The 24,030-nt window shown below is 70.8% G+C and carries 26 protein-coding genes, 1 tRNA gene and 1 pseudogene; 8 read left to right on the top strand and 20 right to left on the bottom strand.

Features of this window, described 5'->3' with window-relative positions; translation table 11 throughout:
• The first annotated feature begins 154 nt into the window (after positions 1 to 154).
• Together ACWD11_RS09285 and ACWD11_RS09280 are read left to right on the top strand one after the other, a co-directional pair.
• Entirely contained in the window at positions 155 to 829 is a 675-nt protein-coding gene (locus ACWD11_RS09285) for a Crp/Fnr family transcriptional regulator (protein WP_030943409.1), read from the top strand.
• 174 nt (positions 830 to 1,003) lie between these two features.
• Positions 1,004 to 1,825, top strand: a complete 822-nt coding sequence (locus ACWD11_RS09280; RefSeq protein WP_451282201.1) for a nucleotidyltransferase domain-containing protein — start codon at positions 1,004 to 1,006, stop codon at positions 1,823 to 1,825.
• Between the two features lie 23 nt (positions 1,826 to 1,848).
• Here ACWD11_RS09280 and ACWD11_RS09275 read toward each other — a convergent pair whose 3' ends face one another.
• The 4 genes from ACWD11_RS09275 to ACWD11_RS09260 all read right to left on the bottom strand — a co-directional run bounded on the left by ACWD11_RS09275 (position 1,849) and on the right by ACWD11_RS09260 (position 4,765).
• Positions 1,849 to 2,679, bottom strand: coding sequence for an MBL fold metallo-hydrolase (locus ACWD11_RS09275; RefSeq protein ID WP_389416834.1), 831 nt, complete (start codon positions 2,677 to 2,679; stop codon positions 1,849 to 1,851).
• Complete coding sequence (locus tag ACWD11_RS09270) at positions 2,676 to 3,557, bottom strand: NUDIX hydrolase (RefSeq protein WP_451282199.1); 882 nt, start codon at positions 3,555 to 3,557, stop codon at positions 2,676 to 2,678. The genes ACWD11_RS09275 and ACWD11_RS09270 overlap by 4 nt, the downstream gene beginning before the upstream one ends.
• A gap of 582 nt (positions 3,558 to 4,139) precedes the next feature.
• Positions 4,140 to 4,607, bottom strand: coding sequence for a RidA family protein (locus ACWD11_RS09265; RefSeq protein WP_389416832.1), 468 nt, complete (start codon positions 4,605 to 4,607; stop codon positions 4,140 to 4,142).
• Positions 4,604 to 4,765, bottom strand: coding sequence for a DUF4177 domain-containing protein (locus tag ACWD11_RS09260; RefSeq protein ID WP_389416831.1), 162 nt, complete (start codon positions 4,763 to 4,765; stop codon positions 4,604 to 4,606). The genes ACWD11_RS09265 and ACWD11_RS09260 overlap by 4 nt, the downstream gene beginning before the upstream one ends.
• A gap of 95 nt (positions 4,766 to 4,860) precedes the next feature.
• Here ACWD11_RS09260 and ACWD11_RS09255 point away from each other — a divergent pair, with 95 nt between their 5' ends.
• Positions 4,861 to 5,838 (top strand): ArsA-related P-loop ATPase, encoded by a 978-nt coding sequence (locus tag ACWD11_RS09255; RefSeq protein WP_451282197.1) that lies wholly within the window; start codon positions 4,861 to 4,863, stop codon positions 5,836 to 5,838.
• Positions 5,835 to 7,175, top strand: coding sequence for an ArsA family ATPase (locus ACWD11_RS09250; RefSeq protein ID WP_389416829.1), 1,341 nt, complete (start codon positions 5,835 to 5,837; stop codon positions 7,173 to 7,175). The genes ACWD11_RS09255 and ACWD11_RS09250 overlap by 4 nt, the downstream gene beginning before the upstream one ends.
• A gap of 13 nt (positions 7,176 to 7,188) precedes the next feature.
• Here the strand turns inward: ACWD11_RS09250 and wblA are convergent, their stop codons facing one another.
• Complete coding sequence (gene wblA / locus ACWD11_RS09245; protein ID WP_067033339.1) at positions 7,189 to 7,527, bottom strand: transcriptional regulator WblA; 339 nt, start codon at positions 7,525 to 7,527, stop codon at positions 7,189 to 7,191.
• A 927-nt stretch (positions 7,528 to 8,454) separates the two neighbouring features.
• On the opposite strand from wblA, the gene ACWD11_RS09240 reads away from it, so the two are divergent.
• On the top strand, positions 8,455 to 10,806 hold the full coding sequence (locus ACWD11_RS09240) for a transglycosylase domain-containing protein (protein ID WP_389416828.1): 2,352 nt from the start codon (positions 8,455 to 8,457) through the stop codon (positions 10,804 to 10,806).
• Positions 10,807 to 10,924: 118 nt separating this feature from the next.
• Here the strand turns inward: ACWD11_RS09240 and ACWD11_RS09235 are convergent, their stop codons facing one another.
• Positions 10,925 to 11,389, bottom strand: coding sequence for a GatB/YqeY domain-containing protein (locus ACWD11_RS09235; RefSeq protein WP_389416827.1), 465 nt, complete (start codon positions 11,387 to 11,389; stop codon positions 10,925 to 10,927).
• Between the two features lie 132 nt (positions 11,390 to 11,521).
• On the opposite strand from ACWD11_RS09235, the gene ACWD11_RS09230 reads away from it, so the two are divergent.
• The 3 genes from ACWD11_RS09230 to ACWD11_RS09220 all read left to right on the top strand — a co-directional run bounded on the left by ACWD11_RS09230 (position 11,522) and on the right by ACWD11_RS09220 (position 13,430).
• Positions 11,522 to 12,451, top strand: a complete 930-nt coding sequence (locus ACWD11_RS09230) for a metallophosphoesterase (RefSeq protein WP_389416826.1) — start codon at positions 11,522 to 11,524, stop codon at positions 12,449 to 12,451.
• Between the two features lie 74 nt (positions 12,452 to 12,525).
• A complete protein-coding gene (locus ACWD11_RS09225) occupies positions 12,526 to 13,323 on the top strand; it encodes a Pr6Pr family membrane protein (RefSeq protein WP_389416825.1) in 798 nt (265 codons plus the stop codon).
• 33 nt (positions 13,324 to 13,356) lie between these two features.
• Positions 13,357 to 13,430: transfer RNA gene (locus tag ACWD11_RS09220), tRNA-Pro, on the top strand.
• A gap of 83 nt (positions 13,431 to 13,513) precedes the next feature.
• On the opposite strand, the gene ACWD11_RS09215 is transcribed toward ACWD11_RS09220, so the two are convergent.
• From ACWD11_RS09215 to ACWD11_RS09150, 14 genes and pseudogenes are all read right to left on the bottom strand, one after another.
• Positions 13,514 to 14,704 carry a site-specific integrase gene (locus tag ACWD11_RS09215; RefSeq protein ID WP_451282194.1) on the bottom strand — a complete coding sequence of 397 codons (1,191 nt, stop codon included), beginning with the start codon at positions 14,702 to 14,704 and terminating at the stop codon, positions 13,514 to 13,516.
• Between the two features lie 74 nt (positions 14,705 to 14,778).
• A complete protein-coding gene (locus tag ACWD11_RS09210) occupies positions 14,779 to 14,991 on the bottom strand; it encodes a helix-turn-helix domain-containing protein (RefSeq protein WP_451282192.1) in 213 nt (70 codons plus the stop codon).
• Between the two features lie 173 nt (positions 14,992 to 15,164).
• Positions 15,165 to 16,348: pseudogene (locus tag ACWD11_RS09205) on the bottom strand (DUF3631 domain-containing protein).
• Entirely contained in the window at positions 16,345 to 16,695 is a 351-nt protein-coding gene (locus ACWD11_RS09200) for a hypothetical protein (RefSeq protein WP_451282190.1), read from the bottom strand. The pseudogene ACWD11_RS09205 and the gene ACWD11_RS09200 overlap by 4 nt, the downstream one beginning before the upstream one ends.
• The gene (locus tag ACWD11_RS09195) at positions 16,692 to 17,600 is read right to left on the bottom strand and encodes a bifunctional DNA primase/polymerase (protein ID WP_451282188.1); all 909 of its coding nucleotides are present in this window, start codon (positions 17,598 to 17,600) and stop codon (positions 16,692 to 16,694) included. Before ACWD11_RS09195 ends, ACWD11_RS09200 begins: the two co-directional genes overlap by 4 nt.
• 86 nt (positions 17,601 to 17,686) lie before the next feature.
• Positions 17,687 to 18,184, bottom strand: coding sequence for a hypothetical protein (locus ACWD11_RS09190; RefSeq protein WP_451282186.1), 498 nt, complete (start codon positions 18,182 to 18,184; stop codon positions 17,687 to 17,689).
• A 12-nt stretch (positions 18,185 to 18,196) separates the two neighbouring features.
• On the bottom strand, positions 18,197 to 18,613 hold the full coding sequence (locus tag ACWD11_RS09185) for a hypothetical protein (protein ID WP_451282329.1): 417 nt from the start codon (positions 18,611 to 18,613) through the stop codon (positions 18,197 to 18,199).
• Positions 18,614 to 18,673: 60 nt separating this feature from the next.
• Entirely contained in the window at positions 18,674 to 18,865 is a 192-nt protein-coding gene (locus tag ACWD11_RS09180) for a hypothetical protein (RefSeq protein ID WP_161066051.1), read from the bottom strand.
• Positions 18,862 to 19,137, bottom strand: a complete 276-nt coding sequence (locus ACWD11_RS09175; protein ID WP_451282185.1) for a hypothetical protein — start codon at positions 19,135 to 19,137, stop codon at positions 18,862 to 18,864. Before ACWD11_RS09175 ends, ACWD11_RS09180 begins: the two co-directional genes overlap by 4 nt.
• 141 nt (positions 19,138 to 19,278) lie before the next feature.
• Positions 19,279 to 21,519, bottom strand: coding sequence for a cell division protein FtsK (locus tag ACWD11_RS09170; protein WP_451282183.1), 2,241 nt, complete (start codon positions 21,517 to 21,519; stop codon positions 19,279 to 19,281).
• 158 nt (positions 21,520 to 21,677) lie between these two features.
• Positions 21,678 to 22,055: an RRQRL motif-containing zinc-binding protein gene (locus tag ACWD11_RS09165; protein WP_451282181.1), complete on the bottom strand. Its 378-nt coding sequence runs from the start codon at positions 22,053 to 22,055 to the stop codon at positions 21,678 to 21,680.
• Entirely contained in the window at positions 22,055 to 22,915 is an 861-nt protein-coding gene (locus ACWD11_RS09160; RefSeq protein WP_451282179.1) for a protein spdB, read from the bottom strand. The genes ACWD11_RS09165 and ACWD11_RS09160 overlap by 1 nt, the downstream gene beginning before the upstream one ends.
• Positions 22,912 to 23,361: a Pycsar system effector family protein gene (locus ACWD11_RS09155; protein ID WP_451282177.1), complete on the bottom strand. Its 450-nt coding sequence runs from the start codon at positions 23,359 to 23,361 to the stop codon at positions 22,912 to 22,914. The genes ACWD11_RS09160 and ACWD11_RS09155 overlap by 4 nt, the downstream gene beginning before the upstream one ends.
• Positions 23,358 to 23,669 carry a hypothetical protein gene (locus ACWD11_RS09150; protein WP_451282175.1) on the bottom strand — a complete coding sequence of 104 codons (312 nt, stop codon included), beginning with the start codon at positions 23,667 to 23,669 and terminating at the stop codon, positions 23,358 to 23,360. Before ACWD11_RS09150 ends, ACWD11_RS09155 begins: the two co-directional genes overlap by 4 nt.
• Between the last annotated feature and the right edge of the window lie 361 nt (positions 23,670 to 24,030).

Raw genomic sequence — 24,030 nt, 5'->3', positions numbered from 1 at the left:
GCCCAATTGGACCCCTGCCGCTTACCCCGGGACACGTGTGCGGCATCCTTGTGACAGATCACACTGTTTGGACCGTCCGGCAAAACGGGGAACACGGTCCCCTGGTACCAAGGGGGAGCAAGATCCCCTGAGCAGGTCGACAAGGAGAGAACTCGTGGACGACGTTCTGCGGCGCAACCCGCTCTTCGCGGCGCTCGATGACGAGCAGTCCGCGGAGCTCCGCGCCTCCATGAGTGAGGTGACCCTCGCGCGCGGTGACTCCCTGTTCCACGAGGGCGACCCCGGTGACCGGCTCTACGTCGTCACCGAGGGCAAGGTCAAGCTCCACCGCACCTCCCCCGACGGCCGCGAGAACATGCTCGCCGTCGTCGGCCCCGGCGAGCTCATCGGCGAGCTGTCGCTGTTCGACCCGGGCCCGCGTACGGCGACCGCCACCGCGCTGACCGAGGTCAAGCTGCTCGGCCTCGGCCACGGCGACCTCCAGCCCTGGCTGAACGTCCGCCCCGAGGTGGCCACCGCGCTGCTGCGTGCCGTCGCCCGCCGGCTGCGGCGCACCAACGACGCGATGTCCGACCTCGTCTTCTCGGACGTCCCCGGCCGTGTCGCCCGCGCGCTGCTGGACCTCTCCCGCCGCTTCGGCGTGCAGTCCGAGGAGGGCATCCACGTCGTCCACGACCTCACGCAGGAGGAGCTGGCCCAGCTGGTCGGCGCGTCCCGCGAGACGGTCAACAAGGCCCTCGCCGACTTCGCCCAGCGCGGCTGGCTGCGCCTGGAGGCCCGCGCGGTGATCCTGCTGGACGTCGAGCGCCTGGCGAAGCGGTCGCGCTGACGCTCGGTCTCGGCCGCACGGCTGTTCAGTTCAGGGCTCGTCTCCTCGTGGGGCGGGCCCTGTGTCGTACTCCGGGCCTCGGGCCCGTGCTGGCCGTGCCGGGCCGCGCCGCGCCGCGCCGCGCCGCGGCGAAAGTGAGCTGCCCGGGGTCCGCTCTCGGGGCAGAGTTGATCCATGGCTGAAACCGTGCAGCGCCCCGGACTCGACTCCCAGGGCTACGTCGCGCGCGAGGGGTCCCTCGGACGGATCGCGCACGACTTCCGGCCGGTCGTCGCCGCCGCGCGGGACGGGCTGCTCGACGTGTTCGGGGCGCGGATGCACAGCGCGTACCTCTACGGGTCGATTCCGCGCGGCACCGCGCGCGTGGGGCGCAGTGATCTCGACCTGCTGGTGGTGCTGCGCGCCGAGCCGACGGAGGCGGACCGCGAGGACGCGCGGATGCTCGGTGAGGGGCTCGACAAGGAGTTCCGGCGCATCGACGGGGTCGGCACGCTGCTGTACAGCCGGGCGCGGGTGCTGAGCGAGCCGGAGCGGTACGACATGGGCTGGTTCCTCGCCTGCCTGTGCACGCCGCTGCTGGGCGAGGATCTCGCCGAGTACCTGCCGCGCTACCGGCCAGACTCGCTGCTCGCCCGGGAGACCAACGGCGACCTCGCGCTCCTGCTGCCCCGCTGGCGCGAGCGGATCGCGGGCGCCGCCGACTCCGACCAGGCGCGCCGGCCCCTCGTACGGTTCATGTCCCGCCATCTCGTGCGCACCGGGTTCACGCTGGTCATGCCGCGGTGGAACGGCTGGACCAGCGACCTGGGCGAGATGGCGGAGGCGTTCGGCGCGTACTACCCGCGGCGGGCGGCGCAGATGCGTGCGGCGGCCGTCCTCGGGTACGAGCCGACCGGCGATCCGGCGGTGCTGCGGTCGTACGTCGACGACCTGGGCCCCTGGCTGGCCGAGGAGTACGCGCGCGCGCACGGCGTGAAGACGCCACGCCCCGGCTGAACCGGCTGAACCGGCTGAACCGGTTAGATCAGGCCGTGCTCGCTCAGATAGTCCAGCTGCGCCCGCACCGACAGCTCCGCGGCCGGCCACAGCGAGCGGTCCACATCCGCGTAGACATGGCCCACGACCTCCGCGGGCGTCCGGTAGCCGTCCTCGACCGCCGTCTCGATCTGGGCGAGGCGGTGGGCGCGGTGGGCCAGGTAGTACTCGACGGCGCCCTGGGCGTCCTCCAGGACGGGCCCGTGGCCGGGGAGGACCGTGTGGACGCCGTCGTCGACCGTGAGCGAGCGCAGGCGGCGCAGGGAGTCCAGGTAGTCGCCGAGGCGGCCGTCGGGGTGTGCCACGACCGTCGTGCCGCGGCCCAGGACGGTGTCGCCGGTCAGGACCGCCCGGTCGGCCGGGAGATGGAAGCACAGGGAGTCGGCGGTGTGCCCGGGCGTCGGTACGACCCGCAGCTCCAGACCTCCGACCTGCACCACTTGACCGGCGCCGAGCCCTTCGTCGCCGAGCCGCAGCGCCGGGTCCAGGGCGCGGACCTTGGTGCCGGTCAGCTCGGCGAAGCGGGCGGCGCCCTCGGCGTGGTCGGGGTGACCGTGCGTCAGCAGGGTGAGGGCGACGCGCTTGCCGGCCCGTTCGGCGGTGTCGACGACGTTGCGCAGATGGCCTTCGTCGAGCGGGCCGGGGTCGATCACGACGGCGAGGTCGGAGTCGGGCTCGGAGAGGATCCAGGTGTTCGTGCCGTCCAGGGTCATCGCGGAGGCGTTGGGCGCGAGGACGTTCACCGCGCGCGCGGTGGCGGGGCCCGAGAGAACCCCGCCTCGCGGCCGGCCGGGAAGGGTGCGTGCGTCCGTCATGCGAGGGCTCCCCCGGTCGGTTCGGTCGGGATGTGCTTGGTGAACTCGTCGTGGCCCGGCCAGGACAGCACGATCTCGCCGTCCTCCAGGCGGGCACGCGCGATGACGGGCGTCATGTCCCGCGCGGGGGCGGCGGCGAGCGCCTCGGCGGCCGTGGCGCAGGGGGCCAGCTGGCGCAGGGTGGCGATGGTGGGCGGCATCATCAGCAACTCGCCCTTGTCGTACGACTCCGCGGCCTCCTGGGGCCGGATCCACACCGTGCGGTCGGCTTCCGTGGAGGCGTTGCGGGTGCGCTGGCCCTCCGGGAGGGCGGCGACGAAGAACCAGGTGTCGTAGCGGCGGGACTCGAACTCCGGGGTGATCCAGCGGGTCCAGGCGCCGAGCAGGTCGGAGCGGAGGACCAGGCCCCGGCGGTCGAGGAACTCGGCGAAGGACAGGTCGCGGGCGACGAGGGCGGCACGGTCGGCCTCCCAGTCGGCGCCTGTGGTGTCGCCGACGACGGAGTCGGGGGTCGGGCCCGCGAGCAGGACGCCCGCTTCCTCGTACGTCTCGCGTATGGCCGCGCAGACGATCGCCTGGGCGCTGCTCTCGTCGACGCCGAGCCGTTGCGCCCACCACGCGCGCGTGGGGCCCGCCCAGCGGACGTGGTGGTCGTCGTCGCGGGGGTCGACGCCGCCGCCGGGGTAGGCGTACGCGCCGCCGGCGAAGGCCATGGAGGCGCGTCTGCGGAGCATGTGGACGGCGGGGGTGCCGGTGGCGGTGTCCTTCAGGAGCATGACCGTGGCCGCGCGCTTGGGGGGCACGGGGGTGAGGGTGCCTTCCGCGAGCGCGCGGATGCGGTCGGGCCACTCCGGGGGGTACCACTGACCGTTCGCCATGTCCGGAGGCTATCTCGGGGCGCGCGGATGTTCGAGAGGTGCCTGGGGTGAGAGCGGCGGGGGGTTGCACCGGCCGGGTTTCGGTTGCCCGCGCGTAGGGGTGACGCGGGGTGGACGGCGGGCGCTGAGGAGTGCCGCGGCGTCGGAGTGACTGCCGGGTGGGTCACGGGCCTGGCGCTATGGGCTGCCGCGTGTGGAGGTGACCGCCGGGTGGGACGCGCGGCCCGGCGCTGACGGGGTGCCGCGTGTGGAGGTGACCGCCGGGTGGGACGCGCGGCCCGGCGCTGACGGGGTGCCGCTGCGCCCACCCGTGCCGCCCCAGCGGCACGACTGCCCGCAGCGGCGGCTGGTACGGCTGGCCGACGCGCGGCGGCGGGTACGGCAACCCGAGGTCCCGCAGGCGCGCAAGGCGTACAACGACCGCTGCCGGGCGGGCACCGCCGCAGCGGTGCCGCAGTCGCGCGAGCCAGGACGACGGCCGCTGCCGGGCGTGCCCCACCCCAGCGGGATGCGGGCGCAGGCGGTGGCGGCCGACCTCGCGAAGCCGGTCCGGCTCCGCCCCCGCCCGCCCGCCGCTGCCCGTTACGCCTGTGTCAGTTCCACCTGGATCTCGATCTCCACCGGCGCGTCCAGCGGCAGGACCGCGACGCCGACCGCGCTGCGGGCGTGGACGCCCTTGTCGCCCAGGACCTCGCCCAGGAGTTCGCTCGCGCCGTTGAGGACCGCGGGCTGGCCCGTGAAGTCGGCGGCCGAGGCGACGAAGCCGACGACCTTCACCACGCGCGCGATCCGGTCCAGGTCACCGGCGACGGACTTGACCGCGGCGAGGGCGTTGAGGGCGCAGATGCGGGCCAGTTCCTTGGCCTCCTCCGGCGTGACCTCCGCGCCCACCTTGCCGGTGACCGGCAGCTTGCCCTCCACCATGGGAAGCTGACCGGCGGTGTAGATGTACACGCCCGACTGCACCGCCGGCTGGTACGCGGCGAGCGGAGGGACGACCTCCGGGAGCGTCAGCCCCAGCTCGGCGAGCTTCGCCTCGACCGCGCTCACGCCCGCTTCTCCCGCTTCAGGTAGGCCACCAGCTGCTCCGGGTTGTTCGGCCCGGGCACGACCTGGACGAGCTCCCAGCCGTCCTCGCCCCAGGTGTCCAGAATCTGCTTCGTGGCATGGACGAGCAGCGGCACGGTTACGTATTCCCACTTGGTCATGTGGCCGACTTTAGCCGCTGCCGTATCGGCCCCCGCGCACACGTTGTCCACAGCCTCCGGAGTGATCCGGCGGCCGACTGGTTAGGCTCGCATACGTGAGCAGGCTCCAGGTCGTCAGCGGCAAGGGCGGGACCGGAAAGACCACGGTCGCCGCCGCGCTAGCCCTCGCCCTCGCCACCGAGGGGAAGCGGACGCTTCTCGTCGAGGTGGAGGGCAGGCAAGGTATCGCTCAGCTCTTCGAGACTGAGGCGCTGCCCTATGAGGAGCGGAAGATCGCCGTCGCTCCAGGGGGCGGGGAGGTGTATGCCCTGGCCATCGACCCCGAACTGGCCCTTCTGGACTACCTCCAGATGTTCTACAAGATGGGCGGCGCGGGCAGAGCGCTCAAGAAGCTCGGCGCCATCGACTTCGCCACCACCGTCGCCCCGGGGCTGCGGGACGTCCTGCTGACGGGCAAGGCCTGTGAGGCCGTACGGCGAAAGGACAAGAGCGGGCGGTTCGCGTACGACCACGTCGTCATGGACGCCCCGCCCACCGGCCGCGTCACCCGCTTCCTGAACGTCAACGACGAGGTCGCGGGCCTCGCCAAGATCGGCCCCATACACAATCAGGCGCAGGCGGTCATGCGCGTGCTGAAGTCGTCCGAGACGGCCGTGCACCTGGTGACGCTGCTGGAGGAGATGCCGGTCCAGGAGACCGCGGACGGCATCGCCGAACTCCGCGCGGCGCGGCTGCCGGTGGGCCGGGTCATCGTGAACATGGTGCGGCCCCAGGTGTTGGACGCGGCCCAGCTGGAACTCGTACGCGGCACACCCCGTACGGCCATCGCGCAGTCCCTGTCGGCGGCCGGCCTCGGCGGGGCGCGGCGCGGCGGGCACGCGGAGCGGCTGGTGGATCCGCTGCTGCGGCAGGCCGAGGAGTACGCCGAGCGCTTCACCCTGGAGCACGAGCAGCGGGCCGTCCTCGGCGAACTGGGCCTGCCGTCGCACGAACTGCCGCTGCTCTCCGAGGGTATGGATCTGGCAGGGCTGTACGAACTGGCCACCGAGCTGCGAGAGCAGGGGATGACATGAGCCCGGAAGCCCAGACAGGCGCCCATCACCACCTCGCCCCCGCCCGCACCCTGGAGGTGGATCCGCTGCTGGACGACCCCGGGACCCGCATCATCGTGTGCTGCGGGTCCGGCGGCGTCGGCAAGACCACCACCGCGGCGGCGCTCGGCCTGCGGGCCGCCGAGCGCGGCCGGAAGGTCGTGGTGCTCACCATCGACCCCGCGCGCCGGCTCGCCCAGTCCATGGGCATCGACTCGCTCGACAACACCCCGCGCCGGGTGAAGGGTCTCGACGACTCGGCGAGCGGCGAACTGCACGCGATGATGCTCGACATGAAGCGCACCTTCGACGAGATCGTCGAGGCGCACGCGGACCCCGAGCGGGCCGCCGCGATCCTGGGCAACCCGTTCTACCAGTCGCTCTCGGCGGGCTTCGCGGGCACGCAGGAGTACATGGCGATGGAGAAGCTGGGCCAGCTGCGGGCGAAGGACGAGTGGGACCTCATCGTCGTCGACACGCCGCCCTCCCGCTCCGCGCTGGACTTCCTGGACGCGCCCAAGCGGCTCGGCTCGTTCCTCGACGGCAAGCTGATCCGGGTGCTGCTCGCCCCCGCCAAGGTGGGCGGGCGCGCGGGCATGAAGTTCCTGAACGTCGGCATGTCGATGATGACCGGCGCCCTCGGCAAGCTGCTGGGGGGTCAGCTGCTGAAGGACGTCCAGACGTTCGTGGCCGCGATGGACTCCATGTTCGGCGGCTTCCGTACCCGCGCGGACGCGACGTACAAGCTGCTCCAGGCGCCCGGGACGGCGTTCCTGGTGGTCGCGGCGCCGGAGCGGGACGCGCTGCGGGAGGCCGCGTACTTCGTGGAACGGCTGGCCGCCGAGGACATGCCGCTCGCGGGTCTGGTGCTCAACCGTGTCCACGGCAGCGGCGCCGACCGGCTGTCCGCCGAGCGGGCGCTCGCCGCCGCGGAAAATCTTGAGGAGTCCCGCATTGTCGATCAGGAGGGCGGGAAAGCTGGACTTCGTAACTCTCCCGACACGTACGGCAGTTCACCAGATCCCGCATCCGAGGCCGCCGAGGAAGGCTCCCCCGCCGCCATGGCCACGGTCACGGCAGGCCAGGATGCGCCCTCCACCGACGAGCTAACCGCCGGCCTGCTGAAGCTGCACGCGGACCGTATGCACCTGCTCTCCCGTGAGCAGCGCACGCGGGATCGCTTCGCCGCGCTCCACCCCGAGGTGGCGGTGGCCGAAGTGGCCGCGCTGCCCGGCGACGTGCATGACCTCGCGGGACTGCGCGACATCGGAAACCGGCTGGCGGCCGGCCGACCGGAGCTGCCCAACCCCGGGGCCTGACCGACCTGAGCCGTCAGCTCACCGCCGCGTAGTTCTCGTACACCTCGTCATCGTCGAGGGGCAGGATTCCTGCCCCGCGCTCGTACTCCGTACGAGCCGTCTCCAGCAGCCGGCGCCACGAGGTGACGGTGGGCCGCCTGCGCAGCAGTGCGCGGCGCTCCCGCTCCGTCATGCCTCCCCATACGCCGAATTCGACGCGATTGTCGAGCGCATCGGCCAGGCATTCGGTGCGTACCGGACACCCGGTGCACACCGCCTTGGCCCTGTTCTGCGCTGCTCCCTGAACGAACAGTTCATCCGGATCGGTAGTGCGGCAGGCCGCCTGCGCACTCCAGTCGGTTACCCAGCCCATACCGGCGCCGTCCTCTCCCGAATCGAGGCTCCCCCACGGCGGCAGCGGCATATTCACCGCCGCCAGTTGAGGACGTTACGGAAGGTGGGCACAGCGCAACACCCCCAGCGGGCCCAATCTTGAATGGTCCGAACGGACTATGGGTAAGCGGCAGATCACCCGGGGGAGTGAGCTGGGGACATGCGTGATCATCCCGGCAAAGCGGGACAGTTCAGTTGAGTCACAACGGGCGCCAGGTGACACACAAGGCGGATTCGGACACGCCCCCATCAGAAAACTGATGGCCGACCGGAACGATTCGAGGTCGCCGGACGTATTGATACGTGGACCTACTGCTGTGACAGTTGAGAGCAGCTTAGGCCAAGGCATATACGCGTGTCCGGCGAATGAGAACGTAGACACCTCACGTTGCTATGCCGTCAAGTCCGGGGCTTCCGGCCGGTGTAGCGTGACCTGCCTCTTCGAACGGGTGGGATGGATCCTTGGTCGACGTGGTGCGGGCCACGCAGCGACCTAATCCCAGGCCTCGACCGCGCTGCGGTCGGGCCGCCACCTCACTAGCCGTTCGTGACACCAGCGCACCCCACGGGCCTCGGTCTATGCAGGAGCTCGGGCGGCTCGGGCGAATCGAGAGGTCACCATGTGGCGGGCTCGCACCACGAAATCAACGAGCGAACACAACAGCAGGTGGTGGCGGCCACGAAGGCGCCGGACGCCGCCGCTCTGTTCTTAGGCTTCGAAGCCTGGGCATACTCAGGCATCCGCCCGGCGCCCACGTGACCGCCACCACTCGCACCAGACCGCGCACCGATCTACGTTGAGGCCTCGACAGCCCGGCTGCACCTGGATGTCACGGTCTGGTACTCGAACGCTCCGAGAAGCCCCTGCATCTGCGGAACGCTCATAACTACGGATTAGGCTGCCCCTATGCCAAAGAAGCGCTCGGGCGGTGGTCTGTCGCCAACGCAGCAGGCCGCCAAGTTCCTCGGTGTCAGTGTGCTCTCGGGAGCCGTCCTGGCGGGCATCGCCCTGCCCGCGGTCGGGGCGCTGGGGCTGGCCGCCAAGGGCTCGGTCGAGAGTTTCGACGAGCTCCCCGCCAACCTCAAGACGCCGCCGCTGAGTCAGCGCACCACGATCCTCGACGCCAAGGGCGGCACGCTCGCCACGGTCTACTCACGCGACCGCACGGTGGTCGACCTCAAGGACATCTCGCCGTACATGCAGAAGGCGATCGTCGCGATCGAGGACGCCCGCTTCTACCAGCACGGCGCGGTCGACCTGAAGGGCATCCTGCGCGCCCTGAACCGCAACGCGCAGACCGGCGGGGTCGCCGAGGGCGCCTCCACGCTCACCCAGCAGTACGTGAAGAACGTCTTCGTGGAGGAGGCCGGCGACGACCCGACGAAGGTCGCCGAGGCCACCCAGCAGACCCTCGGCCGCAAGATCCGCGAACTGAAGTACGCGATCCAGGTCGAGGAGGAGCTGGGCAAGAAGAAGATCCTCGAGAACTACCTGAACATCACGTTCTTCGGCCAGCAGGCCTACGGCGTCGAGGCCGCCGCCCAGCGGTACTTCTCCAAGCCCGCGAAGGACCTGAAGCTCCAGGAGGCCGCGCTCCTCGCCGGCATCGTCCAGTCGCCCTCGCGCTACGACCCCGTCAACGACGAGGCCGAGGCCACCAAGCGGCGCAACACCGTGCTCCAGCGCATGGCCGAGGTCGGCAACATCTCCCAGGCGGAGGCCGACAAGGCCAAGGACAAGCCGCTGGGCCTGGAGGTGAGCAAGCCGAAGAACGGCTGCATCACCGCCGTCAAGGGCGCCGGCTTCTTCTGCGACTACGTCCGCGCGGCCTTCCTGAGCGACCCGGTCTTCGGCAAGACCAAGGAGGCCCGGGCCAAGATCTGGAACCAGGGCGGTCTGACCGTCCGGACCACCCTCGACCCGCAGGCCCAGGAGTCGGTCCAGCAGTCGGTCAAGGACCACGTCAACCAGAGCGACGACGTGGCGACCGCGGCGACCATCGTCGAGCCCGGCACCGGCAAGATCCTCGCCATGGGCCAGTCCCGCCCGTACGGCTTCGGCAAGAACGAGACCCAGATCAACCTCTCGGTCGACGCGGCCATGGGCGGCGGCGCGGGCTACCAGCCCGGTTCGACGTTCAAGCCGATCGTGGCCGCGGCGGCGATCGAGGGCGGGATGCCGCCGAACAAGGTGTACGGGTCGCCGTACCAGATGGACTACCCGACCCCGGTGTCGACCTGCGAGGGCGGGACCTGGGACGAAAAGGGCGTCCCGCTCGAGAACGAGAACGAGTCCGAGGTCGGCCCGTACGACATGCGGGAAGCGACCGCGAAGTCGGTCAACACCTACTACGTCGAGCTGATCAGCGACATCGGGATCTGCCCGGTGACGGAGCTGGCCGAGAAGATGGGCGTCGAGCGCGCGGACGGCGGCAAGATGGCGCAGGCCCCCTCCATCGCCCTCGGCACCCAGGAGGTGTCCCCGCTGACCATGGCGAACGGCTACGCCACCTTCGCCTCGCGCGGGATGTACTGCACGCCGGTCGCCATCGAGTCCATCACCCAGAGCGTCGGCGGCAAGGACAAGTCGCTGGAGGTCCCGAAGTCGACCTGCTCGCGCGCGATGTCGGAGAAGACCGCCGACACCATCAACACCCTGCTGCGGGGCGTGGTCGAGGACGGTACGGGCCAGCAGGCGGGCCTCGGCGCCGGCCGCGCCAGCGCCGGTAAGACGGGTACGACGGACGAGCGGTTCGCGGCCTGGTTCGTGGGCTACACCCCGAACATGGCCGGTGCGGTGTGGGTCGGCGACCCCGCGCACAAGCGGAAGATGCAGGACATCACCATCGGCGGCGTCTGGCACGCCAAGGTCTTCGGTGGCCAGGTGCCCGGCCCGATCTGGCGCGACATGATGACCGGCGCGCTGGAGGGCAGGGAGGCCCCCGAGTTCAGCCTCGTCGACATCCCGAGCGGCGACACGGGTGACCGGGACCGTGGCGACGGCGACGGCGACGGCGGCGGTGACCGTGGCGGCGACGGTGACAACGACAACGGCAATGGCGACGAGAACGGCAACAACGGCAACGACAACGGCGGCCTGTTCGGCGGGATCGTCGACGGCGGCACGACCACCGGTACCGATGGCGGCACGAGCACCGGCACGGACGGCGGTACGACCGTACCGACGCCGTCGTTCTCCATCCCGGAGGACTTCTTCCAGGGGCAGACGAACGGGAACGGGAACGGCGGGCGGGACTGAGGCCAGCCGGGACTGAACTGAGCGGTACGACTACGGCCCCTTTCCCTCTACGGAGGTCCTCCACGGAGGTCCTCTACGGAGGGGAAGGGGCCGTAGGTCTGTCCGCCCTCGGGGCCGGTCAGCCCGCGAGGAGCTTCTTCACGGCCGCGGCGACGCGACCGCCCTCCGCCTGACCCGCCACCTTCGGGTTCACGATCTTCATGACCGCGCCCATGGCCCGCGGGCCCTCGGCACCGGCCGCCCTGGCCTCACCGACGGCCTCGGTGACGATCCGCTCCAGCTCCTCGTCGCTGAGCTGCTGGGGCAGGTACGCGGCGAGCACCTCGCCCTCCGCCTTCTCCCGCTCGGCCGACTCGGCACGGCCACCCTGGGCGAAGGCGTCCGCGGCCTCGCGGCGCTTCTTCGCCTCCTTGGTGATCACCTTGAGGACCTCGTCGTCGGACAGCTCGCGCTTCTGCTTGCCCGCGACCTCCTCCTTGGTGATCGCGGCGAGCGTCAGCCGGAGCGTCGAGGAGCGGAGCTCGTCGCGCCCCTTGATCGCGGAGTTGAGGTCATCCTGCAGCTTCGACTTGAGCGTGGTCATGACGTCGATTGTCGCAGGTACGGGCGGCAGAAAGCCCCTCGATTTCCCCGGCGGTCCCTTGCGGGGCGCCCCCGGCGGTCCCCTGAGGGGCGGCCGGACACGGTAGTTGGGACGATCTGACACGATGGAGGTATGCGCGCGCGATACGGAGTACCCCTGGGAATGGCGGCGGCCGGCGCCGCCGGTCTGCTGTATTCGGCGGGTTTCGAAGCCCGCTCCTTCCGCCTGCGGCGGGTGACGGTCCCCGTCCTCCCCGCCGGTATGCGTCCCCTGCGCGTGCTGCAGGTCTCCGACATCCACATGGTGAGCGGACAGCGCAAGAAGCAGCGCTGGCTGCGCTCGCTGGCGGGCCTGCGCCCCGACTTCGTGATCAACACCGGCGACAACCTCTCGGACCCCGAGGGCGTACCGGAGGTGCTGGACGCGCTGGGCCCGCTGATGGAGTTCCCGGGCGCGTACGTCTTCGGCTCCAACGACTACTACGGCCCCAAGCTCCGTAACCCCGCCCTCTACCTGATCGAGAAGGCGCAGGGCAAGCACGGTCTGAACGGCAACCCGCCGGCCGTCGGCGCGCTCCACAATCCGTGGGAGGACCTGCGCGACGGCTTCGACACGGCGGGCTGGGTGAACCTGACCAACACGCGCGGCGCCCTGAAGGTCGACGGCGTGTCGGTGGAACTGACGGGGCTCGACGACCCGCACATCAAGAGGGACCGGTACGCCGAGGTCGCGGGCGGCCCGTCGGGTACGGCGGACTTCTCGATGGCCGTGGTGCACGCGCCGTACCTCCGCGTCCTGGACGCCTTCACGGCGGACGGCTATCCCCTGGTCCTGGCCGGCCACACGCACGGCGGCCAGCTCTGCATCCCCTTCTACGGCGCCCTGGTCACCAATTGCGACCTGGACACCGACCGGGTGAAAGGCCTCTCGACGCATACGGCGGACGGCCGCAGGGCGTACCTGCACGTCTCGGCGGGCTGCGGCGCCAACCGCTACACCCCGTTCCGCTTCGCGTGCCCGCCGGAGGCGACGCTGCTGACGCTGGTGGAGAAGCGGCGGTAAGGGGTTGACGTGGGGGTAACCCGCACGGGCCACCCGCATGGCCCGTTATGCCCCATTTGCTTAGCGTGGGGGGCATGACCGCCCCCATACCCAGGGACATCCCGGACCTGCCCGCGATCCCGGGCATTCCCGGGTTCCTGCCCTCGCCCGTTCCCGCCACGGCCGTGGTGGAGCCCGTACGCCGCCGCCTGGCCGCCGCGTTCCGCCTGCTGGTCGCCCTGCTGGCGGCCGGGGCGGTGACGATCGACCTGGTTCTCGGCAGCCCCCTGCGGGTGCTGAGCTACTTCACGATCCAGAGCAACATCCTGCTGGCACTGGTCATGGTGCTGGCGGCACGCCGGGCATGGGCGGCCCGCCGCCCCCTGGCGTCGGGCCTGACGGGCGCGGCCCTGCTGTACGTGTCCACCACGGGCCTGGTGTACCACCTGCTCCTGGCGAACGCGTCGAGCCCGTTCTCGATGACGGGAGACACGGCACCGTCGACGGGCTGGCACGCGGTGACCAATCTCGTCCTGCACACGATCACCCCGGTCGCGGCGGCCCTGGACTGGCTCCTGCTGACGGCACCGGGCAGCCTGCACCTGCGCCAGGCGGCGGCCTGGCTCCTCTACCCCCTGGCGTACCTGGCCTTCTCCCTGACCCGAGCCGAACTGCTCCCGGCCGGCACCCCGGCCCGCTACCTCTACCCCTTCCTCGACGTGGGCCTGCACGGCTACAAGAGCGTCCTGGGCAACGCCCTCCTGATCGGCCTGTCCATCTACGCCCTGGCCGTCCTCCTGGTCGTCCTGGACCACACCCGCCCCAACATGGTCCGCCACCGGGCCCACCACCGCGCCAAAACCGGATTTCGTCTCCAGCCACCGGTGGGCTAAAGTAAACGACGTCACCGCGTCGAGCGGGGACATCGGGGTGTAGCGCAGCTTGGCAGCGCGCTTCGTTCGGGACGAAGAGGTCGTGGGTTCAAATCCCGCCACCCCGACGCTGGTAAGAGGGCCATTCGCATGATCGCGAATGGCCCTCTTTCATGCTCGGGGGGCCAAACAGGGGGCCAAACGAATTTGATCAGGCCACCGCGTCGGCCTTTGTGTCCTCCCCTTCCTGATCTTCGGCGAAGATGTCGTCCATGGCTTCGGCGCCCTGCGTGATCACGGGCCGGAGCTGTTTGCGGTAGACCGCCTCTGTGGTCGCCTGGCTGCTGTGACCGACCAAGAGCGCGATCCGCTCCAAGGGGATGCCGTGGTCGGAGAGCAGGGACACGAAGCTGTGCCGGAGCTCCCGAGGGGTCCACTCAGGCTTCAGTCCGGCCTTCTTCACGATGGCCTTGAAGTCGCGTCGAACGTTGGCCGCGTCGAGCGGCTCGCCGCTCCGAGTCGTGAAGACACGGCCGGTCGGACTCCACTCCTTCCCTCTCGATGCCCGCTCCTGCTTCTGCCATCGCATGTGCTCTTCGAGGACTTCGACCACCTGTTTCGGCAGAGCGATGGTCCGGCGGCTCTTCCTGGTCTTGGTCTCACCGTGCTTGCGCACCGAACGCCACACCGCGACGTGAGGCGGGATGCCGTCCGTCGTCTCCAGAAAGACGTGATCCCAGGTGAGGGGCCGCGCCTCTTCCGTGCGCACGCCGCTGAGGAGCGAGAGCACGAGGTAGGCGTACAGCCGTGACGGACGCGCGGCGGTGAGCACGGCTTTCGCCTGCTCCAGGTTCAGTGCCTTGCTCGGTCGGCCGGGGCGTCCCTCCGGTGCTGTGACGAGTAGGGCGACGTTCCGCGCGGCCTTGTCCCTGCGCTGAGCATGCGCGATGGAGCGGCGCAGGATGGCGAGCAGGTCACGCAGGCTTCGCGTCGCGAGGAATTCGGCCCTGTCGTCCAACCAGTCGTCGACGTCGTCCGCACTGAGTTCCTTCAGCTTGGCCTTGCCGATGAACGGGATCAGGTGCTTGTTCGCCATCGAGCGGTTCTTGCCGATGGTGCCCTTCTCGTCGCGTCCCTTCAGCCCGCGCTCCAGCCAGTCGTTCACCGCGTCGGCCACGGTGTAGTTGGCCGGCGCTTTGACGCCCGTCCGCACCTCCTTCTTCAAGTCCCGGATCTTGTTGCGGACTTCGGTCTTCGTCTTGCCGTACACCTTCGGCCGACGGCGCTTGCCGTTCGGGGCGTATCCCAGGGAGACGGCTCCGACGTAGCTCTTCTTGACGGGGTCCCAATAGATGGTGTCCGCGCCGTGGCCAGCCCGGGTGCGCTTCGGGGTATCGCTCATCTTCTGTTGTTCCTCCGTAGGACAGGGCCGCGCCCTGTAGGGCGCGGCCCTGTGGAACTGGGGTGATGGGGAGTTCAGGCGGTGGCCTCTGCCTCGCGCTTGAGGAGTTCGACGTACTGCGCGATGTACTCGGGCGGCACGAGTCGGCGGCGACCGATGCGGACGGTCTGGAGTCGTCCGAGGCGGATTTCCTCGTAGACCAGCGAGCGGCCGATGCCCAGCGCCGCCGCAGCTTCTTCCGGTCGGTACAGGAGCCGCTCGGCGGGAGCGGCGAGCGTGACGCTCATTCCGGAGTGCCTCCTAGGCGGGGGTGTCTTGGTGCCTTCTCAGAAGTCCGCTACATCCGCTACGCCGCTACATCGCAGGTCAGCGGGGGTGTTTGTGTAGCGGACGTGCGGGATGTAGCGGCTACGGCGCTACGCGGGGGTGTGGCCGTAGCCGCTACATCGGGTGGTTGCCGCTACAGGAAATGGGTGTCTGACCTGGGGTGTAGCGGATGTAGCGGCAGTAGCGGACCTACGGGGACGGGGGCGGGCAGTAGCGGGCCCACGCGTCTTCGAGGTCTTCGCTGTAGTAGCCCTTGAGGACCCCTCCGGCCGTGCGGATGTTCCGTGAGGCGACGGGGGTTCCGTCGGCGGTGACGTACTGGCTGAGCATCTTGGACAGGCGCCGGTTGTCGAGTGCCTTGCCGTCGAGGTCGGCCCACGGGGCGTCGTCGAGGGCGTTGAGCCGGTCGAGTACGGCGATGGTGGGCAGGCGGTCGACACCGACCATGACGTGGTCGCGGAGGTCGGTCAGCAGGCGGATGCCGATGCTGCCCTTGTCGTTGACCTGGGATGCCTTGACCAGCTCGGTGCAGGCTTCGCGGGCACGCTTGGGCCACTCGCCCCCGACCGCGTCCGCGACGGCGAGCAGGGGTTCCCACACGTCGGCGGGGCGGTCGGTGACGCCCTCGGGCATCTCCGGCCAGGCTCCGGCGACCTGGTCGCGCACCTGCTCCGCCCACATGGCGAGGCGGTCGCGCAGGGCGAACCCTTCCTTCTCGTGGATGCGCGAGCGGTAGGGCTCCGCCTTCTCGTTCCTCGCGCGCCGGCGCATGCGGATGATGACCGAGCGGGTGAGGATCGTGTCGGGCAGGGAGCCGAGACCGGCGACCGCTACGGCGGTGTAGGAGGGGAAGGCCTGAACGGTCTGGTTGGCGCCGTCCCCGACGCACCGGTACATCACCTTGCCGCGCCGGTGCCCGGCGTTGATGAACCCGCGGAGCTGTTCGTTCTCTCCGGCCTTGGGGCCAAAGATGGTGTCGATCTCGTCGAACAGGATCGTGGGCCGTTCGCCGTCGACCCCGGAGACGGAGCGGAACAGGGCGGCGGCGGACGCGTCGACTGCGGCCATGGGGTTCGGTACGAGGGTTTCCACGATCTCCAGTGCCCGCGACTTTCCGGACCCCGGTTCGGGGCTGAGGAAGGCGATGCGGGGGGTGGACTCGAAGCAGTCGAGCAGGTGTGCGTGGGCGTCCCACAGCGTCACGGCGACGTAGGCGGCTTCGGTGGGGAAGACGTTGAAGCGCCGGTGGAAGGCTTCCACCTCGTTGAGCAGCGCGGCGCCGTCGATGGTGGGCGGGGCGGGGGTCTGGTCGGTCATGCGGCCCGTCCTTCCTGGGGGTTGCGCAACGGGCAGGTGGTGCGGTGGGAGTCGTGATCGGCGGCGAGTGCGAGCACGCGGCGGATGCCGACGGCGGAGCGGTCGCGTCCGCACGCGCACCACGACGTGGCGGTGGGGGTGGCGCCGCGACCGGGCGCGCTGATGTGCAGCCACGCGATGGCGCGGCGCCCGTCGTCGCCGTGGCGGTCAGTGCCAAGGGCAGTTCGGACGCCTTCGGCGACGCCCTTCGGGTCGCCCATGGCCGGTGCGGGCGGGGCGAGTTCGGCGACGTGCCCTCCGCTCGCGGGGGGTTGGCCTTCCAAAGGGGAGGGTCGGGGGGCGTTCATGCCGCCTCCCGGGGTCGGGCCTTGCGGATGGAGCTGTTCAGGGCACTGCGGATCGTGGCGCGGCACTCGGCCGCGGTGAGTCCCCGCCCCTCCCCCGCCCCTTGGAAGGCCTCTTCCACCACGTGCCGGGGGATGTCGCCCCAGGCGACGAAGCGCCCCACCTTGAAGGCGCACCGGTTGAGTGTGGTGTTGCGCTGTTTGTCCGGCGCGGCGGACACGACGGCGCACTCGGCTTCCAGTGCGGACAGGGCCGCGCGGCTCCCGTCGACCGCAGGGAGCGTCAGCGGGCCCGTAGAGCGCCCGGGGGAGGGTTTCAGGATGGTTTGTAGCCATTCGGGCAGCGGAGCCGCCACAGAGCCGCTGACGGCTTCGTACGCTCCGGTGTCGGTGGTGCTGCCCGCAGCGACGACGTAGCCGCCCCACGCGCGGGTGTCGACCAACTCGCCGATGGTCCCGGCCGTGTTGGCCAGCCGGACGCCGTTGGGGGCGGTGAAGTACAGGTGCGTGCCGCCGCTCGCGGTCCGCACTCGGTAGGTGTCGGGGACGGCGTGTCCGGCGCGCTCGCAGAGCGCCTCAAAGGTCGTCGCACCGCACGGCGCGTCCGCACTGCCTTTGGTCTTGGGCATGTCGAGGTCGACGACGACCAGCCCGGACGGGCCGGTGGCAATGCCGATGTTGAACGCGTCGGCCGACCAGGCGGCGCGGATGCGGTCGGGGTCGGTGGTGGCGCGCCGCTCCCACTTCACGTGTCCGCCGGCGCACTGGCCGGTGCGGGGGCAGGTGGCTTCGCCGTGGAGGGCGGGCCGCTTGGTGCCGGGGCGGAGGGGGAAGACGTGCCAGCCGCGGGCGGCGGCTTCCAGGGCCGCCGCGAGGGGGTCTCGCGGGATGGTGCGGGCATGGGTCATGCTGGGGGTTCTCCTGATCTCTTGGAGGGACGGGAGGACCGGGGCGGGCGCAGGCTTTGGAGAGACGGCGCCCGCCCCGGGCGTAGCTAGTACTGGTCGCGCAGCTCGCAGAAGTCGCAGTCACAGTCGTCGGGGTGCGGGCAGTCGCAGCCGCACGGGTGCCAGGCGCCGACGCAGTAGCACTGGCACATGCCCTCCCCGCACGGCTGTTCGTCCTCGTCGTCGCTCGTGTCGTAGCCGAGCGGGCTGAGGGCTGAGTGGACCTGGTCGAGGGCTTCGGCAAGGCGCTGTGCGCGGCTGATCGCGACGCGCGTCGTCTGTACTGCGGACGATGCGGCCTGGTCAGGGTCCTTGCCCCCGTCCACGGTGAGCCGGTCGGCCTCGTGGGCGTCGGTCACGGGCACAAGCGCCTGCGTGATGGCCTGAGGCAGCATGCGTGACAGGTGCGCGAGCGTCCCGATCAGGCTGTAGGCGTCGCTGGGGTACTGCCAGTCCGCCCCGGCCACGCGGGTGCGGTGGTTGATGGCGCGGACGGCTTCGGCGGCCTGGTCGGCCAGGGATACGGGACTCTCCAGATGGCTCATGCGACGCTCCCGTCAGGTGTGGAAGTGGTTGCGCTTGATGACTGCCTTGCGGATGTTGACCGTGGTCGCGCCCTTGTGGCTGCTCTCGCTGAAGACCTGCACGGCCACCCAGCCGCCGAAGAGGACGGCGGCGAGGATGACGAGCTGGGTGATGAGCGCGGTCAGGGCGGTGATGAACGCGGTCAGCAGGAACAGCCCGCCGCACACGGCGGCGAACCCGACGCCCCCGAGCGCGATGTTCACCGCCGCGCGGGAGACGGGCGGCTTGTGCGTGACCGGCTCGGGCTGCATGGGGGTGATGGCGTAGCCGGTGACGACCCGTCCGTCGGGCAGGACGACGCTCGCCACCGCCGGGATGCCGCCGGGCTGCATGGGCATGAGCGGCGCCGTGTGCGCGGGCGTGATCGGGGTGGGGTGGTGGATGTCCATGGCCGCCGGGTCGTACGTGGCCGGGAGACGAGTGGATTCGTTCACGGTCGGGGCCTCCTGTCAGCCGAGGTCGTTGAGGGCGTCGGCGCCCGCCTGCACGAGGTTGTGGATGGGCTCGTACGCGCCGGTCCCGGCGGCGAAGAACCCGAAGAGGAACAGGACGATGGCCGCGCCGCCGCCGGCGGACTTGGTCTTGACGGCGAGGGCGGAGGCGGCGCCGAACAGGAGCACGGCGGAGATGTTGAGGATCATCGGAGTCCTTCCGGGCAGGGGGTGTCGGTTCCGGCGCGGTAGATGCGGGCCCAGCGGTTGTAGAGCCAGCGGCCGACGCGTATGCGCTTGCCGGTGGCCTTGCAGCGGCGGCAGTCCTTGCCGCGCTTCATGCGGCCCTTGCGGTCGGTCTTCAGGGCGTGGCCCATGCCGGAGCACGTGCGGCAGTCACCGAACGGCGAGGCCGCACACAGCCCGACGTAACCAAGCGTGACGGCGAGCAGGCAGGCGATAGCAAGGAGGATGGAGGTCATCAAGGGCCCTTCCAGGCGGGTTTCAGGGGTTTCCGCAGGTGGGCCGCTATCCGCTAGCGGCCTGATCAGAGCTGGTTTGGGGCGCTAGCGGGGCCGCTAACGTTAGCGGGGTGTGGCGCTATCGTTAGCGGCCCCGGACGGTCAGCTCGCGTCCCGCTTTCCGTCACGCTCCGCAATGGCGGTGGTGATGTGGGAGCGGTCGACACCGCGCCGGTTGACGACCTTGCCGTCCACCCGGCGCCCGACCTGGATGGTGGCGATGCCGTGCGGCTTGAGCGCGGCGGCAAGCGCGTCGGGCTCCCACCCGTCGTAGACCTCGGGGCGCAGTTCCGCGAGCCGGGCAACGACCGTCTCGGACCACGCCTTGGTCTCCTTGGCGGGGACGACGGCGAGGATGTCGGCGAGCAGGTCGTAGGCGGGGCCGGTGACCGTCTCGGGTGCCTCGCCGAGCGCGTGCCCGGACAGGAGCCCTGCCTTCTCGCGGGCGGTGCGGGCACGGGCGGCGATGGCGTCGGCGGCGGGGGCGTCGACGTAGACGGATGCGACGATCCGGGCGTCGGCTCCCTCGCCCACGAAGTAGTGGATGCCCTTGTCACCCCAGGCGAACATGGTCGCCCGTACCCCGCGCTTGTAGGCGGAGGTGCCGAGGACCATGTCGTTCTCGGTCTGGCCCATCACCTTCAGGCACCAGCGGGCGCCTGCGTTCGCGGAGATGCCGGTGGGAAGCGACTTGGCGTCGGGGCGCTGGGTGGCCAGCAACAGCACGATCCCGGTGGCGGGACCGCGCTTGACCAGGTCGGTGGCGATCTCCTCGAACTCCTTGCCGTGCTCGGGGTGCTCGAACAGCACTTGGCACTCATCCACCCCGACCACGATCGGGTGCAGCCCAAGGGAGCGCTTGTCGGCAAGCGGGCTGGTGACCTTCGACTCCGGGCAGATGTCGCGGGGAAGCGAGCGGATCACCTTGGTACGGCGCCGCAGTTCCTCGCGCAGCGCCCGGAAGTCGGCCAGCGCGTAGCCGATCGCTTCGTCGTCGTCGCCCGCGGCATGGCGGTGGGAGACGGCGTTGCCGACCGGGTCGAGGTCGCCGGTTCCCTTCATGTCGTAGGTGTGCAGCTCGGCGCGCGGGTCGAGGGCGGCGATGAGCAGCAACAGCCGCAGAAGGAACGTCTTGCCCATGCGAGGGATGGCGCCGATGACGCCAGCGATGTACATGAGGGTGACCTCAACCCAGCGTCCGCGCTGGTCGGTGCCGTAGGCGACCGGCTTGAACAGGTCCACCGACCCGCTCTTGACCAGCGGCCACGCGGGCTTCTTGGCCTGGTTCATGTCCTGGTCACCCACCCACAGCACAAGCCGCCCGGTGTGCTCGTTCGGTACAGCTTCGGGCCACACACAGCCCAGCGGGCGCCGCAGACCGGACGCCAGACGCTCGCGCCGCTCGATGATGTCCGTGACCGTCACGCCGTAGGGGAGGTTGCCCTCAGCGCGCCAGCCGGGCCCGTCACGGGTGATCGGCGCGGTGAACTCGAACCCGTCCCGCCCCTTGCCCTGCGCCTGGTTGATGGCGGGAATGCCGAGCGAGCCCAGCGCGCGCAGCACGATGTCACTGGTGAGCTTGACCGCCTTGGGCAGTTCCACCGCCCGGTGGATGACCGGGGCATCCGCGCGCCGTCCGGCCGACCCGAGCGCCATCACCAGCGCACTCACCGACACCGCTTGCAGCCAGCCGGGGGCGAGAACGTAGATGGCCAGCGCGGAGCCAAGACCGACGAACAGCGCCAGCACGGCTACGAGGGTACGGAGCCGGACGCGTCCGTCGCGCTGCCGGGACAGCTTCAGGTACTCGGCGGCGTCCTCGCGGCGCACGGCGGCGAGGCGGACCGGCTCGCCCTCGCGGTCGGCCACCCACCGCATCGTCCCGCCGACGAACCGGGCGGCACCGGTCGGAGCCTGCAAGGCGAGCCGGGCGGCGTAGACCGGCGCACGCAGCGCGTGGTACCCGGCGGTGTGGGCGTAGTGGCGAGCCACCCACCCCGACGCCGTGCGCAGCTCCGCAACCGACTTGAGCCACACGGGGACGACCGCGCGGCGTCGGGCGCCGGCGAGCCGACCGAGGTAGCCGGGGCCGGTGGCGGTCGGGGCCGACTGGTCGACCATCACGGGCGCGGTCGGGTCGCCCGACTCGGCACCCGACCGGCCAGCGCCGGAGTCGGCCGACGGGTCGGGTGTGGGTCGGGTGGCCGGGTCGGCCGACCCGGTACGGGCCGACCGGGCCTTGTCGAGGTCGACCACGTCCGCCCGCGCGTCGGGGCCGGAGTCGGCGGCCATCTCGGCTTCGAGCCGGTTGAACAGTTCGTTGTCGTCGTCGGGGTGCTTCACTGAGACGTCCTTCCTGAGCGGAGGGGTGAGCGGGCCCGGTCGTCGCTGTAGGAGGTGAGCGGCCGGGCCCGTACGAGTGATGGTGAGCGCCCTACCGGGCGGTAAGGGATACAGTCCGTATCCCTTCGCGGAGGGGGATGCTTCTACCCCCTACGTGATCAAGCGGCGCGCTGTTCCTCGGGGTAGGCGCAGGCAACGCACGTGCCGAGCGAGGCCGGCAGGCAGTAGCTGTAGGTGATCCGGCACTCGGGGCAGGTGCGGCGGGCGAGCATCGCCAGCGCGAGCGCGCCCCACTTGCGCGAGGTCATCGGCCGTACCGGCTTGGCGAGGTCGACGCGGTAGAGGTAGGCGACCAGCGGCGGGCGCCGGTGCCGCCCGCGCATGACCTGAGCCGCCACCGGCTGACCCCCCGGACGCAGACCGAGCGCCCGCAGTCCCCGGCGGGTGGCGTAGCCGTCCGGCGCGCACTTCCACGGGTAGGTCGGGATGCCGTAGCGGTCGCCGTCCGGGTCGAAGAACGCGGCACGGGCCACCATCAGGCAACCCGCTTCCACGCGGCCCGAAGCCGGACCTCGGATGCGGAGTGGCCGGCCGCGCGGAACCGGGCGGACATCTCCCGGTAGGACAGCGCGGGCGTCTCACTGTGACGGATCTCGTCAACCAGCGCGTCAAGTGAGTCATCGGTGAGCGCGGGGCCGGTCTCCAGCGCGAGCGAGGAAACCGGCTCGGTCGGCCCCCAAACGGGCAGTTCCCACGCGGGTGTGACGCCGGGTGTGACGCGGGTCGTCACGCTGGTCAGCGCCCTGCCGGTGTCCTCGCCATCGCGCGCCGTCTCCAGCGTCGACCACGCCCCCGCGAGAGTCTGCGCGGTCTTGGCCTGGACACGTGCGACGCGTGCCCCGGCTTCCGTCACAGCCATCAGCCGGGTCTCCTCGGTGGCCGCTTCCGCCCGCAGTCGCGCACGGGCCACGGCCGCTTCGTCGCGGGCCTCTTGCTGGATTCCCCGGATCGCACCGAGCGCGGCCGGGGTGAGCGCGGTCCGCTCCCACAGTCCGTGAACCAGCCACAGCGCCTTGGCCGCCAGCGGCAGCCAGGCCACAGCCAGCCACGCGCCGACGGCGTGGTCGGCGGTGAGCGCGTGGGCGACCAGAACGCCAGTGGCGACCAGGCCGAAGAACCAGCCGACGGCGGTGACCGTGCGGCTGTGGTCGCCCTGCGCGGCGAGGCGGCGTTCGTAGGCAAGGGTGGCCAGCCATCCGCCGTCGATGCCGAGACCGACGACCAGCGCAACGGGCCATGGCACGGCGGTGCCCAGCCACATCAGTACGACGGCGAGGGTGAGGACCATGGACACCGCCGTCATCGCGACGGCGGGAAGAACGGTCTTGCCCCTCATGCCGCACCTCCCACCGCGAGCAGTACGGCGAGGATGAGCAGCGCACCGCCCGCGCACGTCAGGTCGACCGCCCGGCGCAGGCAGGTGAACTTGGCGACCGCCAGTCGGGACAGACCCGCGATGTCGGCGGCGAGGTCCCGGGACGCGGCGGCGTCGGTGATCTCCTGCGGAGTGAGCGTGGCCCACAGCGGGAAGCCGTGCCGCCCCTTGATGTTGGGGCGCACCGACCGCAGCAACAGGCCGGCCGCCGCAACCAGCAGCGCCAGACCGCATCCGCCCGCCACGTACACGGGGACGTTCAGCGGCAGGTCCCCGGCGACCGTCCACGCGCCGGCCAGCACCGCGCCGACGAACGCCAGCAACAGCGCCGTCTTGGTATCGGTCCGCGTGATCTCCGCCTTCACCTCAGCGTGCGCGGCGGTCAAGTTCTGCGTGGTGGTGGTCATGCCGCCTCCGATCCGTTGCTCTCGAAGCGGTGGGCGTCGCGCAGGAACGGCACGGTGTGGGTCAGCGCGTCGGCGTAGAGCGCGTCCCACGCGGCGATCTCGTCGCCGTCCTCCGCCAGCTCGTTCAGCTCCGCGAGCACCTCGCGGGCGACGTCAAGGCGGGCACGGCGTTCCTTGGCGCTCTCGCGCCGCAACGGGCCGCGGAACAGCTCGATTTCCAGCCCGAGCGGCTGTTCGTCGAAGGGGTAGGCCAGCTCCGCGCACTCGTCTGCGGTGACGACCTGGTGATGACCGATGTAGCTACGCATGGCAAGGCTCCTGACGGCGGAGGAACGGGAAGACCGCCGGGGCGGGCGCAGGCTTTGGAGAGACGGCGCCCGCCCTGCGGCGGAGGCATTGAGTTCGAAGCGCGGCAGCAACTGCCGCGAAAGGTTCTGCGGATGTCAGATCACGTAATGCCAGTCACGCCCCGAAGGGCGGATCCGGGCAGGTCACCCGGCCCGACATGGGCGGTCGGGATGGTGACCCGCACCCATCGACCGCACGTGTTCATGCGGCTGGGTCGGCACTCTGTTGAGTTCTTCGTAGCGCTTGCTCCGGGCCTTGCATCCGGGCGCTATTTGTGCAGGTCAAACGGGTCTTGCAAGGGCTCCGCCCCTTCCGGGGCTG

Source organism: Streptomyces sp. NPDC002776, assembly GCF_053592195.1.
The sequence above is the reverse complement of the archived record's forward strand: the minus strand, read 5'-3'. Positions and strand labels throughout refer to the sequence as shown.

Excerpts from the sequence above, each read along its gene's own strand:
- ACWD11_RS09200 (WP_451282190.1), bottom strand. The coding sequence starts at position 16,695 with ATGAACGCCCCCCGACCCTCCCCTTTGGAAGGCCAACCCCCCGCGAGC.
- ACWD11_RS09230 (WP_389416826.1), top strand. The coding sequence starts at position 11,522 with ATGCGCGCGCGATACGGAGTACCCCTGGGAATGGCGGCGGCCGGCGCC.
- ACWD11_RS09240 (WP_389416828.1), top strand. The coding sequence starts at position 8,455 with ATGCCAAAGAAGCGCTCGGGCGGTGGTCTGTCGCCAACGCAGCAGGCC.
- ACWD11_RS09270 (WP_451282199.1), bottom strand. The coding sequence starts at position 3,557 with ATGGCGAACGGTCAGTGGTACCCCCCGGAGTGGCCCGACCGCATCCGC.
- ACWD11_RS09195 (WP_451282188.1), bottom strand. The coding sequence starts at position 17,600 with ATGACCCATGCCCGCACCATCCCGCGAGACCCCCTCGCGGCGGCCCTG.
- ACWD11_RS09150 (WP_451282175.1), bottom strand. The coding sequence starts at position 23,669 with ATGCGTAGCTACATCGGTCATCACCAGGTCGTCACCGCAGACGAGTGC.
- ACWD11_RS09215 (WP_451282194.1), bottom strand. The coding sequence starts at position 14,704 with ATGAGCGATACCCCGAAGCGCACCCGGGCTGGCCACGGCGCGGACACC.
- ACWD11_RS09160 (WP_451282179.1), bottom strand. The coding sequence starts at position 22,915 with ATGAGGGGCAAGACCGTTCTTCCCGCCGTCGCGATGACGGCGGTGTCC.
- ACWD11_RS09225 (WP_389416825.1), top strand. The coding sequence starts at position 12,526 with ATGACCGCCCCCATACCCAGGGACATCCCGGACCTGCCCGCGATCCCG.
- ACWD11_RS09180 (WP_161066051.1), bottom strand. The coding sequence starts at position 18,865 with ATGATCCTCAACATCTCCGCCGTGCTCCTGTTCGGCGCCGCCTCCGCC.
- ACWD11_RS09175 (WP_451282185.1), bottom strand. The coding sequence starts at position 19,137 with ATGACCTCCATCCTCCTTGCTATCGCCTGCCTGCTCGCCGTCACGCTT.
- ACWD11_RS09185 (WP_451282329.1), bottom strand. The coding sequence starts at position 18,613 with ATGGACATCCACCACCCCACCCCGATCACGCCCGCGCACACGGCGCCG.
- wblA (WP_067033339.1), bottom strand. The coding sequence starts at position 7,527 with ATGGGCTGGGTAACCGACTGGAGTGCGCAGGCGGCCTGCCGCACTACC.
- ACWD11_RS09190 (WP_451282186.1), bottom strand. The coding sequence starts at position 18,184 with ATGAGCCATCTGGAGAGTCCCGTATCCCTGGCCGACCAGGCCGCCGAA.
- ACWD11_RS09280 (WP_451282201.1), top strand. The coding sequence starts at position 1,004 with ATGGCTGAAACCGTGCAGCGCCCCGGACTCGACTCCCAGGGCTACGTC.
- ACWD11_RS09235 (WP_389416827.1), bottom strand. The coding sequence starts at position 11,389 with ATGACCACGCTCAAGTCGAAGCTGCAGGATGACCTCAACTCCGCGATC.
- ACWD11_RS09250 (WP_389416829.1), top strand. The coding sequence starts at position 5,835 with ATGAGCCCGGAAGCCCAGACAGGCGCCCATCACCACCTCGCCCCCGCC.
- ACWD11_RS09260 (WP_389416831.1), bottom strand. The coding sequence starts at position 4,765 with ATGACCAAGTGGGAATACGTAACCGTGCCGCTGCTCGTCCATGCCACG.
- ACWD11_RS09165 (WP_451282181.1), bottom strand. The coding sequence starts at position 22,055 with ATGGTGGCCCGTGCCGCGTTCTTCGACCCGGACGGCGACCGCTACGGC.
- ACWD11_RS09275 (WP_389416834.1), bottom strand. The coding sequence starts at position 2,679 with ATGACGGACGCACGCACCCTTCCCGGCCGGCCGCGAGGCGGGGTTCTC.
- ACWD11_RS09155 (WP_451282177.1), bottom strand. The coding sequence starts at position 23,361 with ATGACCACCACCACGCAGAACTTGACCGCCGCGCACGCTGAGGTGAAG.
- ACWD11_RS09210 (WP_451282192.1), bottom strand. The coding sequence starts at position 14,991 with ATGAGCGTCACGCTCGCCGCTCCCGCCGAGCGGCTCCTGTACCGACCG.